At 60.9% G+C, this 16,504-nt stretch carries 13 protein-coding genes and 1 tRNA gene; all 14 read left to right on the top strand.

What is annotated here, in order from left to right; all coding sequences use genetic code 11:
• The coding region (gene fusA, locus HMPREF2716_RS01155) for an elongation factor G (protein WP_070621779.1) at positions 1–1,941 on the top strand (1,941 nt) is incomplete at its 5' end.
• A 30-nt stretch (positions 1,942–1,971) separates the two neighbouring features.
• Positions 1,972–3,165, top strand: a complete 1,194-nt coding sequence (gene tuf / locus HMPREF2716_RS01150; protein WP_003115146.1) for an elongation factor Tu — start codon at positions 1,972–1,974, stop codon at positions 3,163–3,165.
• A 55-nt stretch (positions 3,166–3,220) separates the two neighbouring features.
• Positions 3,221–3,296 (top strand) — tRNA-Trp (locus HMPREF2716_RS01145).
• Positions 3,297–3,341: 45 nt separating this feature from the next.
• Complete coding sequence (gene secE / locus HMPREF2716_RS01140) at positions 3,342–3,710, top strand: preprotein translocase subunit SecE (protein ID WP_003108030.1); 369 nt, start codon at positions 3,342–3,344, stop codon at positions 3,708–3,710.
• Positions 3,711–3,719: 9 nt separating this feature from the next.
• Positions 3,720–4,253 carry a transcription termination/antitermination protein NusG gene (nusG, locus tag HMPREF2716_RS01135; RefSeq protein WP_003108028.1) on the top strand — a complete coding sequence of 178 codons (534 nt, stop codon included), beginning with the start codon at positions 3,720–3,722 and terminating at the stop codon, positions 4,251–4,253.
• Between the two features lie 116 nt (positions 4,254–4,369).
• Positions 4,370–4,801, top strand: a complete 432-nt coding sequence (gene rplK, locus HMPREF2716_RS01130) for a 50S ribosomal protein L11 (protein WP_003093751.1) — start codon at positions 4,370–4,372, stop codon at positions 4,799–4,801.
• A complete protein-coding gene (gene rplA / locus HMPREF2716_RS01125) occupies positions 4,801–5,496 on the top strand; it encodes a 50S ribosomal protein L1 (protein ID WP_003093749.1) in 696 nt (231 codons plus the stop codon). The genes rplK and rplA overlap by 1 nt, the downstream gene beginning before the upstream one ends.
• Positions 5,497–5,694: 198 nt before the next feature.
• Complete coding sequence (rplJ, locus tag HMPREF2716_RS01120) at positions 5,695–6,195, top strand: 50S ribosomal protein L10 (protein WP_003093748.1); 501 nt, start codon at positions 5,695–5,697, stop codon at positions 6,193–6,195.
• Positions 6,196–6,273: 78 nt separating this feature from the next.
• Entirely contained in the window at positions 6,274–6,642 is a 369-nt protein-coding gene (gene rplL, locus HMPREF2716_RS01115) for a 50S ribosomal protein L7/L12 (RefSeq protein WP_003093747.1), read from the top strand.
• A 221-nt stretch (positions 6,643–6,863) separates the two neighbouring features.
• Positions 6,864–10,937, top strand: coding sequence for a DNA-directed RNA polymerase subunit beta (gene rpoB / locus HMPREF2716_RS01110; RefSeq protein WP_003093746.1), 4,074 nt, complete (start codon positions 6,864–6,866; stop codon positions 10,935–10,937).
• Between the two features lie 65 nt (positions 10,938–11,002).
• Entirely contained in the window at positions 11,003–15,202 is a 4,200-nt protein-coding gene (gene rpoC, locus HMPREF2716_RS01105; RefSeq protein WP_003093745.1) for a DNA-directed RNA polymerase subunit beta', read from the top strand.
• Positions 15,203–15,353: 151 nt separating this feature from the next.
• The gene (gene rpsL / locus HMPREF2716_RS01100; protein WP_003093744.1) at positions 15,354–15,725 is read left to right on the top strand and encodes a 30S ribosomal protein S12; all 372 of its coding nucleotides are present in this window, start codon (positions 15,354–15,356) and stop codon (positions 15,723–15,725) included.
• A 99-nt stretch (positions 15,726–15,824) separates the two neighbouring features.
• Positions 15,825–16,295 carry a 30S ribosomal protein S7 gene (rpsG, locus tag HMPREF2716_RS01095; RefSeq protein WP_003093742.1) on the top strand — a complete coding sequence of 157 codons (471 nt, stop codon included), beginning with the start codon at positions 15,825–15,827 and terminating at the stop codon, positions 16,293–16,295.
• A 30-nt stretch (positions 16,296–16,325) separates the two neighbouring features.
• On the top strand, positions 16,326–16,504 hold a 179-nt coding region (locus HMPREF2716_RS01090; RefSeq protein WP_256548100.1), incomplete at its 3' end, for a GTP-binding protein.

Raw genomic sequence — 16,504 nt, 5'->3', positions numbered from 1 at the left:
ATCACCATTACCTCCGCTGCCGTTACCACCTTCTGGAAGGGCTCGCGCGGTCAGTACGACAACTATCGCGTAAACGTCATCGACACCCCCGGCCACGTAGACTTCACCATCGAGGTGGAGCGTTCCCTGCGTGTACTGGACGGCGCTGTCGTGGTGTTCTGTGGCACCTCCGGCGTAGAGCCGCAGTCGGAAACCGTATGGCGTCAGGCCAACAAGTACGGCGTACCGCGCATCGTCTACGTCAACAAGATGGACCGCCAGGGCGCGAACTTCCTGCGCGTCGTCGAGCAGATCAAGAAGCGCCTGGGTCATACCCCGGTTCCGGTCCAGCTCGCCATCGGCGCTGAAGAGAACTTCGTTGGTCAGGTCGACCTGATCAAGATGAAGGCCATCTACTGGAACGATGACGACAAGGGCATGACCTACCGCGAGGAAGAAATTCCTGCGGAGCTCAAGGACCTGGCCGAAGAGTGGCGTTCCAGCATGGTCGAGGCTGCGGCCGAAGCCAACGAAGAGCTGATGAACAAGTACCTCGAAGAGGGCGAGCTCTCCGAAGCCGAGATCAAGGAAGGCCTGCGTCTGCGCACCCTGGCGTGCGAGATCGTTCCGGCCGTCTGCGGTTCCTCGTTCAAGAACAAGGGCGTTCCGCTGGTTCTCGATGCCGTCATCGACTACCTCCCGGCTCCGACCGAGATCCCTGCGATCAAGGGCGTCAGCCCGGACGACGAGACCGTCGAAGACGAGCGTCATGCCGACGACAACGAACCGTTCTCGTCCCTGGCGTTCAAGATCGCTACCGACCCGTTCGTCGGTACCCTGACCTTCGCCCGCGTTTACTCCGGCGTCCTGAGTTCCGGCGACTCCGTCCTGAACTCGGTGAAAGGCAAGAAAGAGCGCGTCGGTCGGATGGTGCAGATGCACGCCAACCAGCGTGAAGAGATCAAGGAAGTGCGCGCAGGCGACATCGCTGCCCTGATCGGCATGAAGGACGTCACCACCGGTGACACCCTGTGCTCGATCGAGAAGCCGATCATCCTCGAGCGCATGGACTTCCCCGAGCCGGTAATCTCGGTCGCTGTAGAGCCGAAGACCAAGGCTGACCAGGAGAAGATGGGTATCGCCCTCGGCAAGCTGGCCCAGGAAGACCCGTCGTTCCGTGTCAAGACCGACGAAGAGTCCGGTCAGGCCATCATCTCCGGCATGGGCGAGCTGCACCTGGACATCATCGTCGACCGCATGAAGCGCGAGTTCGGCGTTGAGGCCAACATCGGCAAGCCGCAGGTTGCCTACCGTGAGACCATCACCAAGGACAACGTGGAGATCGAAGGCAAGTTCGTTCGCCAGTCCGGTGGTCGCGGTCAGTTCGGTCATTGCTGGATCCGTTTCTCGGCCGCGGACGTGGACGAGAAGGGCAACATCACCGAAGGCCTGGTGTTCGAGAACGAAGTCGTGGGCGGTGTGGTTCCGAAGGAATACATCCCGGCGATCCAGAAGGGTATCGAAGAGCAGATGAAGAACGGCGTCGTTGCCGGCTATCCGCTCATCGGCCTGAAGGCTACCGTTTTCGATGGTTCCTACCATGACGTCGACTCCAACGAGATGGCGTTCAAGATCGCTGCTTCCATGGCGACCAAGCAGCTGGCCCAGAAGGGCGGCGGCAAGGTGCTCGAGCCGATCATGAAGGTAGAGGTGGTGACTCCTGAGGACTACATGGGTGACGTGATGGGCGACCTGAACCGTCGTCGTGGTCTGATTCAGGGGATGGAGGACACGGTTTCCGGTAAGGTTATTCGTGCCGAGGTTCCGCTGGGTGAGATGTTCGGCTATGCGACCGACGTGCGTTCCATGTCCCAGGGTCGCGCGAGCTACTCCATGGAATTCTCCAAATACGCCGAAGCTCCGTCGAACATCGTCGAAGCGCTGGTTAAAAAACAAGGTTGATTCAGCCCTTTAAGTAAGAGGTTTACTGTCGTGGCTAAGGAAAAATTCGAACGTAACAAACCGCACGTCAACGTCGGCACCATCGGTCACGTTGACCATGGCAAGACCACTCTGACCGCTGCACTGACCAAGGTCTGCTCCGACACCTGGGGTGGTTCCGCTCGTGCTTTCGATCAGATCGACAACGCGCCGGAAGAAAAGGCCCGCGGTATCACCATCAACACCTCGCACGTTGAATACGATTCCGCTGTTCGTCACTACGCCCACGTTGACTGCCCCGGTCACGCCGACTACGTGAAGAACATGATCACCGGTGCTGCTCAGATGGACGGCGCGATCCTGGTTTGCTCGGCTGCCGACGGCCCCATGCCGCAGACCCGCGAGCACATCCTGCTGTCCCGCCAGGTGGGCGTTCCCTACATCGTCGTGTTCCTGAACAAGGCCGACATGGTCGACGACGCCGAGCTGCTGGAACTGGTCGAGATGGAAGTTCGCGATCTGCTGAACACCTACGACTTCCCGGGCGACGACACTCCGATCATCATCGGTTCCGCGCTGATGGCGCTGGAAGGCAAGGATGACAACGGCATCGGCGTAAGCGCCGTGCAGAAGCTGGTAGAGACCCTGGACTCCTACATTCCGGAGCCGGTTCGTGCCATCGACCAGCCGTTCCTGATGCCGATCGAAGACGTGTTCTCGATCTCCGGCCGCGGTACCGTGGTAACCGGTCGTGTAGAGCGCGGCATCATCAAGGTCCAGGAAGAAGTGGAAATCGTCGGCATCAAGGCGACCACCAAGACCACCTGCACCGGCGTTGAAATGTTCCGCAAGCTGCTCGACGAAGGTCGTGCTGGTGAGAACGTTGGTATCCTGCTGCGCGGCACCAAGCGTGAAGACGTAGAGCGTGGCCAGGTACTGGCCAAGCCGGGCACCATCAAGCCGCACACCAAGTTCGAGTGCGAAGTGTACGTGCTGTCCAAGGAAGAAGGTGGTCGTCACACCCCGTTCTTCAAGGGCTACCGTCCGCAGTTCTACTTCCGTACCACCGATGTGACCGGTAACTGCGAACTGCCGGAAGGCGTAGAGATGGTAATGCCGGGCGACAACATCAAGATGGTTGTCACCCTGATCGCTCCGATCGCCATGGAAGATGGCCTGCGCTTCGCGATCCGCGAAGGCGGCCGTACTGTTGGCGCTGGCGTGGTTGCCAAGATCATCGAATAATATCGGTTGATCTTCCCCTCTCAGGCCGGCATAATGGTCGGCCTGATTTTGCTTCAGGCCAGTAGCTCAATTGGCAGAGCGGCGGTCTCCAAAACCGCAGGTTGGGGGTTCGATTCCCTCCTGGCCTGCCAGATTTCCCAAGTAAATCTGGCTTTTCTTCACGAGATTCCTAACAGATGAATGCCAAGGCAGAAGCCAAAGAATCACGTTTTGATCTCTTGAAATGGCTCTTGGTTGCCGTTCTGGTTGTGGTTGCCGTTGTGGGCAATCAGTACTTTTCGGCTCAACCAATCCTGTATCGCGTTCTCGGTATTCTCGTTCTGGCGGTGATCGCTGCCTTCCTGGCTCTGCAAACGGCCAAGGGGCAGGCCTTCTTTAGTCTTGCTAAGGAAGCGCGCGTCGAGATTCGCAAGGTCGTATGGCCGAGTCGTCAAGAAACAACTCAGACCACGCTGATCGTGGTCGCGGTAGTGCTGGTAATGGCGCTGCTGCTGTGGGGGCTCGATTCCCTGCTGGGTTGGTTGGTTTCCATGATTGTAGGTTAAGGGTGCGCCGTGGCTAAGCGTTGGTACGTTGTGCATGCATACTCGGGCTACGAGAAGCATGTCATGCGCTCGCTGATCGAGCGTGTCAAGCTTGCTGGCATGGAAGAAGAGTTCGGCGAGATTCTGGTTCCCACCGAAGAAGTGGTGGAGATGCGGAACGGCCAGAAGCGCAAGAGCGAGCGCAAATTCTTCCCTGGCTATGTGCTGGTTCAGATGGAAATGAACGAAGGTACCTGGCACCTGGTGAAGGATACCCCGCGTGTCATGGGCTTCATCGGCGGGACTGCCGACAAGCCGGCTCCGATCACCGATCGTGAGGCTGATGCAATCCTGCGTCGCGTGGCCGATAGCGGCGACAAGCCCAAGCCGAAGACCCTGTTCGAGCCGGGCGAGACCGTTCGTGTCATCGATGGTCCTTTCGCCGACTTCAATGGTGTCGTCGAAGAAGTTAACTACGAGAAGAGCCGGATCCAAGTGGCCGTGCTCATCTTTGGCCGCTCTACCCCGGTGGAGCTGGAGTTCAGTCAGGTCGAAAAGGTCTAGCTGAAAACGCATCCCTCACCCCGCAGCCCAAGGCTGCGGGGTTTTGTCGTCACTGGGATAAACGCGAAAGCAACCGGGGAGCCTTCAGGCGCTTGTACCCGAATTTGGAGTAGCAAATGGCTAAGAAAATCCAGGCTTATATCAAGCTGCAAGTAAAGGCCGGTCAGGCCAACCCGTCGCCGCCGGTCGGCCCTGCCCTGGGTCAGCACGGCGTGAACATCATGGAATTCTGCAAGGCGTTCAACGCCAAGACCCAAGGCCAAGAGCCGGGCCTGCCGACTCCTGTGATCATCACCGTTTACAGCGACCGTAGCTTCACCTTCGAAACCAAGAGCACCCCGGCTGCCGTCCTGCTGAAAAAAGCAGCTGGCATCACCAGCGGCTCCGCTCGTCCGAACTCCCAGAAAGTCGGCACCGTTACCCGTGCCCAGCTGGAAGAGATCGCCAAGACCAAGCAGGCTGACCTGACCGCTGCTGATCTGGACGCTGCTGTACGTACCATCGCTGGCTCCGCGCGCAGCATGGGCCTGAACGTGGAGGGTGTGTAATGGCTAAGCTGACCAAGCGCCAGAAGGCGATTGCCGAGAAAGTAGTTGCCGGCAAGCAGTACAGCTTCGAAGAGGCCGCCAAGCTGCTGGCCGAGCTGTCCACCATCAAGTTCAAGGAGTCCGTGGACGTTGCCGTGAACCTCGGCGTCGATCCGCGTAAATCCGACCAGGTCGTTCGTGGCGCCACCGTCCTGCCGAACGGCACCGGCAAGAGCGTCCGCGTTGCCGTCTTCACCCAGGGTCCGGCTGCCGAAGCCGCTCTGGCTGCCGGCGCCGACAAGGTGGGCATGGACGAACTGGCTGCCGAAATGAAAGGCGGCGACCTGAACTACGACGTCGTCATCGCTTCCCCGGATGCCATGCGTGTCGTCGGCCAGCTGGGCCAGATCCTCGGCCCGCGTGGTCTGATGCCGAACCCGAAAGTCGGCACCGTGACTCCGGACGTCGCTACCGCCGTGAAGAATGCCAAGGCTGGTCAGGTACGTTTCCGTACCGACAAGAACGGCATCATCCACAGCTCCGTCGGTAAGGTCGATTTCGAGCCGGCCAAGCTGCAGCAGAACGTTGAAGCGCTGCTGGCTGACCTGAAGCGCCTGAAGCCGTCCTCGTCGAAAGGCGTGTACGTCAAGCGCGTGACCCTGAGCACCACCATGGGTCCGGGCCTGCAGATCGACCTGGCTTCCCTGGAAGCCTAAGTGAAATCGTGCAGCGGGTTCTGCCCGCTGCACAGGTATTGGGGTCCCTGCCTGGCGGGGGCTATCCAAGACCGTAGGTGGCGCAAGCCTTAAACCACAAGCCTACGCAGATGGTGCTCCCGATTCGGTTACCGAATCAGACACCAAAACGACGTCCGGCCCCGGCTGGACGAAACGGTAACATCCAGGAGTAAACCCGTGGCAATTAAACTCGAAGACAAGAAGGCCATCGTCGCTGAAGTCAACGAGGCTGCCAAAGCTGCCCTGTCCGCTGTCGTGGCCGATGCCCGTGGCGTGACCGTAGGCGCCATGACCGGACTCCGTAAAGAGGCCCGCGAAGCTGGTGTGTACGTGAAAGTCGTACGTAACACCCTGCTCAAGCGCGCCGTTGAAGGCACCCAGTTCGACGTGCTCAACGACGTGTTCAAAGGCCCGACCCTGATCGCTTTCTCCAACGAACATCCGGGCGCTGCCGCTCGTATCTTCCGTGAGTTCGCCAAGGGTCAGGACAAGTTCGAGATCAAGGCGGCTGCCTTCGAGGGTCAGTTCCTCGCAGCCAATCAGATCGACGTACTGGCAAGCCTGCCGACCTACGACGAAGCCGTATCGCAGCTGATGAGCGTGATTCAGGGCGCTACCAGCAAGCTGGCTCGTACTCTGGCGGCCATTCGCGACCAGAAAGAAGCTGCTGCCGCCTAAGTCGGCTCGCAAGCGCTTTCAATCTTATTTGTTTAATACGATGGCCGCAGGCCGTCCCCCAATACAGGAATTAGAGTCATGGCTCTGACCAACGAAGACATCATCAACGCCGTATCCGAAATGTCCGTCATGCAAGTGGTCGAACTGATCAAGGCGATGGAAGAGAAGTTCGGCGTTACCGCTGCTGCCGCTACCGTTGCCGCTGCTGGCCCGGCTGCTGCCGCTGCCGAAGAGCAGACCGAGTTCACCATCGTCCTGGCCGAAGCTGGCGACAAGAAAGTGAACGTGATCAAGGTCGTTCGCGAACTGACCGGTCTGGGTCTGAAAGAAGCCAAGGCCGTCGTAGACGGCGCTCCGGGCGTGGTGAAGGAAGGCGCTTCGAAAGAAGAAGCCGAAGCCGCCAAGAAAGCCCTGGAAGAAGCAGGCGCCAAAGTCGAGCTCAAGTAAGCGACGACCTTGCGTCTACAGCCCGAGCGTCAAGCGAAAGGCTGATGGCTGGTGGCTTTTGCCACCGGCCTTTTTCCGTTCTGGGTGGACTCGCCTCGGGCGTTCCACCCAAGACGTGAAAGTGCCCCGAGTGGGCAATGCAGGCCAAGGGGTCTGCAAGATTTTCCGGCTGCTCCCGTCGGAGACGCCAAACAAGCAGGTGACCAAGCTGGGGAACGCTGATGGCTTACTCATACACTGAGAAAAAACGTATCCGCAAGGACTTTAGCAAGTTGCCGGACGTCATGGATGTGCCGTATTTGCTGGCCATCCAGCTGGATTCCTATCGCGAATTCCTGCAGGCTGGCGCAACCAAGGAGCAGTTCCGCGATATCGGTCTGCACGCGGCCTTCAAGTCCGTTTTCCCGATTATCAGCTATTCCGGCAATGCTGCCCTGGAATACGTCGGCTACCGTCTGGGTGAGCCGGCATTCGATGTCAAGGAGTGCGTGCTGCGCGGCGTGACCTTCGCCGTACCGCTGCGCGTGAAAGTTCGCCTGATCATCTTCGACCGCGAGTCGTCGAACAAGGCGATCAAGGACATCAAGGAACAAGAAGTCTACATGGGGGAAATCCCCCTGATGACCGAGAACGGTACCTTCATCATCAACGGTACCGAGCGTGTCATCGTCTCCCAGCTGCACCGTTCCCCGGGCGTGTTCTTCGACCACGACCGTGGCAAGACCCACAGCTCCGGCAAGCTGCTGTACTCCGCGCGGATCATTCCTTACCGCGGTTCCTGGCTGGACTTCGAGTTCGATCCGAAGGACTGCGTGTTCGTCCGTATCGACCGTCGCCGCAAGCTGCCGGCCTCGGTACTGCTGCGCGCGCTCGGCTACAGCACCGAAGAGATCCTCAACGCCTTCTACGCGACCAACGTCTTCCACATCAAGGGCGAGACCCTGAACCTGGAACTGGTCCCGCAGCGCCTGCGCGGTGAAGTCGCGAGCATCGACATCAAGGATGGCAGCGGCAAGGTGATCGTGGAGCAGGGGCGTCGTATCACTGCCCGCCACATCAACCAGCTGGAAAAGGCTGGCGTGAGTCAGCTGGAAGTGCCGTTCGACTACCTGATCGGCCGTACCATCGCCAAGGCGATCGTGCATCCGGCTACCGGCGAGATCATCGCCGAGTGCAACACCGAGCTGACCCTCGACCTCCTGGCCAAGGTGGCCAAGGCCCAGGTCGTGCGCATCGAGACCCTGTACACCAACGACATCGACTGCGGTCCGTTCATCTCCGACACCCTGAAGATCGACAACACCAGCAACCAGCTGGAAGCCCTGGTCGAGATCTACCGGATGATGCGTCCGGGCGAGCCGCCGACCAAGGAAGCTGCCGAGACCCTGTTCGGCAACCTGTTCTTCAGCGCCGAGCGTTACGACCTGTCGGCCGTAGGCCGGATGAAGTTCAACCGCCGTATCGGTCGTACCGAGATCGAAGGTCCGGGCGTCCTGAGCAAGGAAGACATCATCGATGTGCTCAAGACCCTCGTCGACATCCGTAACGGCAAGGGCATCGTCGATGACATCGACCACCTGGGCAACCGTCGCGTCCGTTGCGTCGGCGAAATGGCCGAGAACCAGTTCCGCGTGGGCCTGGTGCGTGTCGAGCGCGCGGTCAAGGAACGCCTGTCCATGGCCGAAAGCGAAGGCCTGATGCCGCAGGACCTGATCAACGCCAAGCCGGTGGCTGCCGCGATCAAGGAGTTCTTCGGTTCGAGCCAGCTGTCGCAGTTCATGGACCAGAACAACCCGCTTTCCGAGATCACCCACAAGCGCCGCGTCTCCGCGCTCGGCCCGGGCGGTCTGACCCGTGAGCGTGCGGGCTTCGAGGTTCGTGACGTACACCCGACCCACTACGGCCGCGTGTGCCCGATCGAAACCCCTGAAGGTCCGAACATCGGTCTGATCAACTCCCTGGCGACCTACGCCCGCACCAACAAGTACGGCTTCCTCGAGAGCCCGTACCGCGTGGTCAAGGACAGCCTGGTAACCGACGAGATCGTGTTCCTGTCGGCGATCGAAGAAGCCGACCACGTCATCGCCCAGGCTTCGGCGACCCTCAACGAGAAGGGTCAACTGGTGGACGAGCTGGTGGCCGTGCGTCACCTGAACGAATTCACCGTGAAGGCGCCGGAAGACGTGACCCTGATGGATGTTTCGCCGAAGCAGGTCGTTTCCGTCGCTGCCTCGCTGATTCCGTTCCTCGAGCACGATGACGCCAACCGCGCACTCATGGGCTCGAACATGCAGCGTCAGGCCGTGCCGACCCTGCGTGCCGACAAGCCGCTGGTGGGTACCGGCATGGAGCGCAACGTGGCGCGCGACTCCGGCGTCTGCGTCGTGGCTCGCCGTGGCGGTGTGATCGACTCGGTCGATGCCAGCCGTGTCGTGGTTCGCGTGGCGGATGACGAAGTCGAGACCGGCGAAGCGGGTGTCGACATCTACAACCTGACCAAGTACACCCGTTCCAACCAGAACACCTGCATCAACCAGCGTCCGCTGGTGAGCAAGGGTGACGTGGTCGCGCGCGGCGACATCCTGGCCGACGGTCCGTCCACCGACATGGGCGAACTGGCCCTGGGCCAGAACATGCGCGTAGCGTTCATGCCCTGGAACGGCTTCAACTTCGAAGACTCCATCTGCCTGTCCGAGCGCGTGGTCCAGGAAGATCGTTTCACCACGATCCACATCCAGGAACTGACCTGCGTCGCTCGTGACACCAAGCTCGGCCCAGAGGAAATCACCGCGGACATCCCGAACGTGGGCGAGGCCGCGCTGAACAAGCTGGACGAAGCCGGTATCGTCTACGTCGGCGCCGAAGTGCAGGCCGGCGACATCCTGGTCGGCAAGGTCACTCCGAAAGGCGAGACCCAGCTGACTCCGGAAGAGAAGCTGCTGCGCGCGATCTTCGGTGAGAAGGCGTCCGACGTGAAGGACACCTCCCTGCGTGTGCCGACCGGCACCAAGGGTACCGTCATCGACGTTCAGGTCTTCACCCGCGACGGCGTCGAGCGCGATTCCCGCGCGCTGTCCATCGAGAAGATGCAACTCGACCAGATCCGCAAGGACCTGAACGAAGAGTTCCGCATCGTCGAAGGCGCGACCTTCGAGCGTCTGCGTGCCGCCCTGGTCGGTGCCAAGGCTGAAGGTGGCCCGGCGCTGAAGAAGGGCACGGAGATCACCGACGATTACCTCGACGGTCTCGAGCGCGGCCAGTGGTTCAAGCTGCGCATGGCCGACGACGCCCTGAACGAACAGCTGGAGAAGGCCCAGGCCTACATCAGCGATCGTCGCCAGCTCCTGGACGACAAGTTCGAGGACAAGAAGCGCAAGCTGCAGCAGGGCGACGACCTGGCTCCGGGCGTGCTGAAGATCGTCAAGGTCTACCTGGCGATCAAGCGTCGCATCCAGCCGGGCGACAAGATGGCCGGCCGTCACGGTAACAAGGGTGTGGTCTCGGTGATCATGCCGGTGGAAGACATGCCGCACGATGCCAACGGCACCCCGGTCGACATCGTCCTCAACCCGCTGGGCGTACCGTCGCGTATGAACGTCGGTCAGATCCTCGAAACCCACCTGGGCCTCGCGGCCAAGGGGCTGGGCGAGAAGATCAACCGCATGCTCGAAGAGCAGCGCAAGGTCGCCGAACTGCGTAAGTTCCTGCACGAGATCTACAACGAGATCGGCGGTCGCGAGGAAAACCTCGACGAGCTGGGCGACAACGAGATCCTCGCGCTGGCCAAGAACCTGCGCGGTGGCGTACCGATGGCGACCCCGGTGTTCGATGGCGCCAAGGAACGCGAGATCAAGGCCATGCTGAAGCTGGCCGACCTGCCGGAAAGCGGCCAGATGCGTCTGTTCGACGGCCGTACCGGCAACCAGTTCGAGCGTCCGACCACCGTCGGCTACATGTACATGCTCAAGCTGAACCACCTGGTGGACGACAAGATGCACGCCCGTTCCACCGGCTCGTACAGCCTGGTTACCCAGCAGCCGCTGGGTGGTAAGGCACAGTTCGGTGGTCAGCGCTTCGGTGAGATGGAGGTGTGGGCGCTGGAAGCCTATGGCGCGGCGTACACCCTGCAGGAAATGCTGACGGTCAAGTCGGACGACGTGAACGGCCGGACCAAGATGTACAAGAACATCGTGGACGGCGATCACCGCATGGAGGCGGGCATGCCCGAGTCCTTCAACGTTCTGATCAAAGAGATCCGTTCGCTCGGCATCGACATCGAACTGGAAACCGAATAACACGTGACGCTAGACGGTGCGGCTGGTCAAGGCCGGTCGCACCGGGTCCGTGAGGAGGAAAGGCCTTGAAAGACTTGCTTAATCTGTTGAAAAACCAGGGTCAAATCGAAGAGTTCGATGCCATCCGTATTGGCCTGGCTTCGCCCGAGATGATTCGTTCCTGGTCTTTCGGCGAAGTTAAAAAGCCGGAAACCATCAACTACCGTACCTTCAAGCCGGAGCGCGACGGCCTGTTCTGCGCCAAGATCTTCGGCCCGGTGAAGGATTACGAGTGCCTGTGCGGCAAGTACAAGCGCCTCAAGCACCGCGGTGTGATCTGCGAGAAGTGCGGCGTGGAAGTCGCCCTGGCCAAGGTGCGCCGCGAGCGCATGGGCCACATCGAGCTGGCTTCGCCGGTTGCCCACATCTGGTTCCTGAAGTCGCTGCCGTCCCGTATCGGCCTGCTGCTGGACATGACCCTGCGCGATATCGAGCGCGTGCTCTATTTCGAGAGCTACGTGGTGATCGATCCGGGCATGACCACCCTGGAAAAGGGCCAGCTGCTGAACGACGAGCAATACTTCGAGGCCCTCGAAGAGTTCGGTGACGATTTCGATGCTCGCATGGGCGCCGAAGCCGTTCACGAACTGCTCAACGCCATCGACCTGGAGCACGAGATCGGCCGCCTGCGCGAAGAGATTCCGCAGACCAACTCGGAAACCAAGATCAAGAAGCTGTCCAAGCGCCTGAAGCTGATGGAAGCCTTCCAGGGCTCCGGCAACAAGCCTGAGTGGATGGTCCTGACCGTCCTGCCGGTGCTGCCGCCGGACCTGCGTCCGCTGGTTCCGCTGGATGGCGGTCGCTTCGCGACTTCCGACCTGAACGACCTGTATCGTCGGGTGATCAACCGTAACAACCGTCTGAAGCGCCTGCTCGACCTGGCTGCTCCGGACATCATCGTGCGCAACGAAAAGCGCATGCTGCAGGAAGCCGTCGACGCCCTGCTCGACAACGGCCGTCGCGGTCGCGCCATCACCGGCTCGAACAAGCGTCCGCTGAAGTCGCTGGCCGACATGATCAAGGGCAAGCAAGGTCGCTTCCGTCAGAACCTGCTCGGCAAGCGCGTGGACTACTCCGGTCGTTCCGTGATCACCGTGGGCCCGACCCTGCGCCTGCACCAGTGCGGTCTGCCGAAGAAGATGGCCCTGGAGCTGTTCAAGCCGTTCATTTTCGGCAAGCTGGAAGGTCGTGGTATGGCCACCACCATCAAGGCCGCCAAGAAAATGGTCGAGCGCGAGCTGCCCGAGGTCTGGGACGTTCTCGCCGAAGTCATCCGCGAGCATCCGGTTCTCCTGAACCGTGCGCCGACCCTGCACCGTCTGGGCATCCAGGCGTTCGAGCCGGTCCTCATCGAAGGCAAGGCGATCCAGTTGCACCCGCTGGTCTGCGCCGCGTACAACGCCGACTTCGACGGTGACCAGATGGCCGTCCACGTTCCGCTGACCCTCGAGGCCCAGCTGGAAGCGCGCGCGCTGATGATGTCCACCAACAACATCCTGTCGCCCGCCAACGGCGAGCCGATCATCGTTCCGTCGCAGGACGTGGTAATGGGTCTGTACTACATGACCCGTGAAGCGATCAACGCGAAGGGCGAGGGCATGGCCTTCGCCGACCTGCAGGAAGTCGACCGCGCCTACCGCAGCGGCCAGGCGTCCCTGCACGCTCGCGTAAAAGTGCGCATCAACGAAAAGATCAAGGGTGAAGACGGCCAACTGACCGCCAATACCCGTATCGTCGACACCACCGTCGGTCGCGCGCTGCTGTTCCAGGTCGTTCCGGCCGGCCTGCCGTTCGACGTGGTCAACCAGTCGATGAAGAAGAAGGCGATCTCCAAGCTGATCAACCACTGCTATCGCGTGGTGGGTCTGAAGGACACCGTCATCTTCGCCGACCAGCTGATGTACACCGGTTTCGCCTACTCGACCATTTCCGGCGTGTCCATCGGCGTCAACGACTTCGTCATCCCGGACGAGAAGGCGCGGATCATCAACGCCGCCACCGACGAAGTGAAGGAGATCGAGAGCCAGTACGCCTCCGGCCTGGTAACCCAGGGCGAGAAGTACAACAAGGTGATCGACCTGTGGTCGAAGGCCAACGACGAAGTGTCCAAGGCGATGATGGCCAACCTCTCGAAAGAGAAGGTCGTCGATCGCGAGGGCAAGGAAGTCGACCAGGAGTCCTTCAACTCCATGTACATGATGGCTGACTCGGGTGCGCGGGGCTCCGCGGCCCAGATCCGTCAGCTGGCAGGTATGCGTGGCCTGATGGCCAAGCCGGACGGCTCGATCATCGAGACCCCGATCACCGCGAACTTCCGGGAAGGCCTGAACGTACTCCAGTACTTCATCTCCACCCACGGTGCTCGTAAGGGTCTGGCGGATACCGCGCTGAAGACCGCGAACTCCGGTTACCTGACCCGTCGTCTGGTCGACGTGGCCCAGGATCTGGTAGTGACCGAGATCGATTGCGGTACCGAGCACGGCCTGCTGATGTCGCCGCACATCGAAGGCGGCGACGTGGTCGAACCGCTCGGCGAGCGCGTGCTCGGCCGTGTGATCGCGCGCGACGTGTTCAAGCCGGGCAGCGACGAGGTCATCGTGCCGGCCGGCACCCTGATCGACGAGAAGTGGGTCGACTTCCTCGAAGTGATGAGCGTCGACGAAGTGGTGGTGCGTTCCCCGATCACCTGCGAAACCCGTCATGGCATCTGCGCCATGTGCTACGGCCGCGACCTGGCCCGTGGCCATCGCGTCAACATCGGCGAGGCGGTCGGTGTCATCGCTGCCCAGTCCATCGGTGAGCCGGGCACCCAGCTGACCATGCGTACCTTCCACATCGGTGGTGCGGCCAGCCGGACCTCCGCGGCCGACAACGTCCAGGTGAAGAACGGCGGCACCATCCGCCTGCACAACCTGAAGCATGTGGTTCGTGCCGACGGCGCGCTGGTCGCGGTTTCCCGTTCCGGCGAACTGGCGGTTGCCGACGACTTCGGTCGCGAGCGCGAGCGCTACAAGCTGCCGTACGGTGCGGTGATCTCGGTCAAGGAAGGTGACAAGGTCGACCCGGGCGCTATCGTCGCCAAGTGGGACCCGCACACCCACCCGATCGTCACCGAGGTGGACGGTACCGTGGCCTTCGTGGGCATGGAAGAGGGCATCACCGTCAAGCGTCAGACCGACGAACTGACCGGCCTGACCAACATCGAAGTGATGGATCCGAAGGACCGTCCGGCTGCCGGCAAGGACATCCGTCCGGCCGTGAAGCTGATCGATGCCGCGGGCAAGGACCTGCTGCTGCCGGGTACCGACGTACCGGCGCAGTACTTCCTGCCGGCCAACGCCCTGGTCAACCTGACCGACGGCGCCAAGGTGAGCATCGGTGACGTTGTCGCGCGTATCCCGCAGGAAACCTCGAAGACCCGTGACATCACCGGTGGTCTGCCGCGCGTTGCCGACCTGTTCGAGGCTCGTCGTCCGAAAGAGCCTTCGATCCTGGCGGAAATCAGCGGCACCATCTCCTTCGGCAAGGAGACCAAGGGCAAGCGCCGCCTGGTCATCACGCCGAACGATGGCAGCGATCCGTACGAGGAGCTGATTCCGAAGTGGCGTCACCTGAACGTGTTCGAAGGCGAACAGGTGAACCGCGGCGAAGTCATCTCCGACGGTCCGAGCAACCCGCACGACATCCTGCGCCTGCTGGGCGTGAGCTCGCTGGCGAAGTACATCGTCAACGAGATCCAGGACGTCTACCGTCTGCAGGGCGTGAAGATCAACGACAAGCACATCGAGACCATCCTGCGTCAGATGCTGCGCAAGGTCGAAGTCAGCGAGTCCGGCGACTCCAGCTTCATCAAAGGCGACCAGGTGGAACTCACCCAGGTGCTGGAAGAGAACGAACAGCTCGGTACCGAGGACAAGTTCCCGGCCAAGTACGAGCGCGTTCTGCTGGGTATCACCAAGGCTTCCCTGTCGACCGAGTCGTTCATTTCCGCGGCGTCGTTCCAGGAGACCACCCGCGTCCTCACCGAGGCGGCGGTCACCGGCAAGCGCGACTTCCTGCGTGGTCTGAAAGAGAACGTGGTCGTGGGTCGCCTGATCCCGGCCGGTACCGGTCTGGCTTACCACAGCGAGCGCAAGCGTCAGCGCGACCTCGGCAAGCCGCAGCGTGTGAGTGCCAGCGAGGCGGAAGCCGCACTGACCGAAGCGCTGAACTCGAGCGGTAACTAAGCATCAACGACAAGCCCCGGCTATCCCGATAGCCGGGGCTTTGTCTTGACGGTGTACAAGAACCTCTTTACTATTTTGTACCCCGAAAATTGGCAGGGCGCATGCTCTGTCATTTCGTTTGTGTGTCGTAAGACAATCAGTGGAGCTATAGATGGCAACTATCAACCAGCTGGTGCGTAAGCCGCGCAAGCGCATGGTCGACAAGAGCGACGTGCCTGCGCTGCAGAACTGCCCGCAACGTCGTGGCGTATGCACCCGCGTATACACCACCACGCCGAAAAAGCCGAACTCGGCACTGCGTAAGGTATGCCGTGTACGTCTGACCAACGGTTTCGAGGTTTCCTCGTACATCGGTGGTGAAGGTCACAACCTGCAAGAGCACAGCGTAGTGCTGATCCGTGGCGGTCGTGTAAAGGACCTTCCGGGTGTGCGTTACCACACCGTGCGCGGTTCGCTGGACACCTCGGGTGTCAAAGACCGTAAGCAGGGTCGTTCGAAGTACGGCGCCAAGCGTCCGAAGTAATAGCGTTTTTATATTTATCTGAGTCGATAAGAGTAAGGTCGGGCGTAACTTGACTGTTATGGTCCCGGGCTAACCTGAAGACCGTTTGAGGGCTTATCAATGCCAAGACGTCGTGTAGCGGCCAAGCGTGAAGTGCTGGCTGATCCGAAATACGGAAGCCAGATCCTGGCCAAGTTCATGAACCACGTGATGGAAAGCGGCAAGAAAGCCGTTGCCGAGCGTATCGTTTACGGTGCGCTGGACAAGGTGAAGGAACGCGGCAAGGCCGATCCCCTGGAAACCTTCGAAAAAGCTCTCGATGCCATCGCTCCGCTGGTCGAAGTGAAGTCCCGCCGCGTAGGTGGTGCGACTTACCAGGTTCCGGTCGAAGTCCGTCCGTCCCGTCGTAATGCCCTGGCCATGCGTTGGCTGGTGGACTTCGCCCGCAAGCGTGGCGAGAAGTCCATGGCTCTGCGCCTGGCTGGCGAGCTGCTGGATGCCGCTGAAGGCAAGGGCGCAGCAGTCAAGAAGCGTGAAGACGTGCACCGTATGGCAGAGGCCAACAAGGCCTTCTCGCACTACCGGTTCTAATCGCGCTGCCCAACCCCCGAGGACCTTATTGTGGCCCGTACTACACCCATCAACCGCTACCGTAATATCGGTATCTGTGCCCACGTTGACGCGGGCAAGACCACCACCACGGAGCGGGTTCTGTTCTATACCGGCGTCAACCACAAGCTGGGCGAAGTGCATGACGGCGCTGCGACCACCGACTGGATGGTGCAGGAGCAGGAGCGCGG

The sequence above is a fragment of the Pseudomonas sp. HMSC076A11 genome (genome assembly GCF_001810205.1).
Classification (GTDB): domain Bacteria; phylum Pseudomonadota; class Gammaproteobacteria; order Pseudomonadales; family Pseudomonadaceae; genus Pseudomonas; species Pseudomonas aeruginosa.
The sequence above is the reverse complement of the archived record's forward strand: the minus strand, read 5'-3'. Positions and strand labels throughout refer to the sequence as shown.

Bases quoted from the DNA above. Each gene is read 5' to 3' on its own strand.
- rpsG (WP_003093742.1), top strand. From the start codon at position 15,825: ATGCCAAGACGTCGTGTAGCGGCCAAGCGTGAAGTGCTGGCTGATCCG.
- secE (WP_003108030.1), top strand. From the start codon at position 3,342: ATGAATGCCAAGGCAGAAGCCAAAGAATCACGTTTTGATCTCTTGAAA.
- rplA (WP_003093749.1), top strand. From the start codon at position 4,801: ATGGCTAAGCTGACCAAGCGCCAGAAGGCGATTGCCGAGAAAGTAGTT.
- rpsL (WP_003093744.1), top strand. From the start codon at position 15,354: ATGGCAACTATCAACCAGCTGGTGCGTAAGCCGCGCAAGCGCATGGTC.
- rpoB (WP_003093746.1), top strand. From the start codon at position 6,864: ATGGCTTACTCATACACTGAGAAAAAACGTATCCGCAAGGACTTTAGC.
- rplL (WP_003093747.1), top strand. From the start codon at position 6,274: ATGGCTCTGACCAACGAAGACATCATCAACGCCGTATCCGAAATGTCC.
- rplK (WP_003093751.1), top strand. From the start codon at position 4,370: ATGGCTAAGAAAATCCAGGCTTATATCAAGCTGCAAGTAAAGGCCGGT.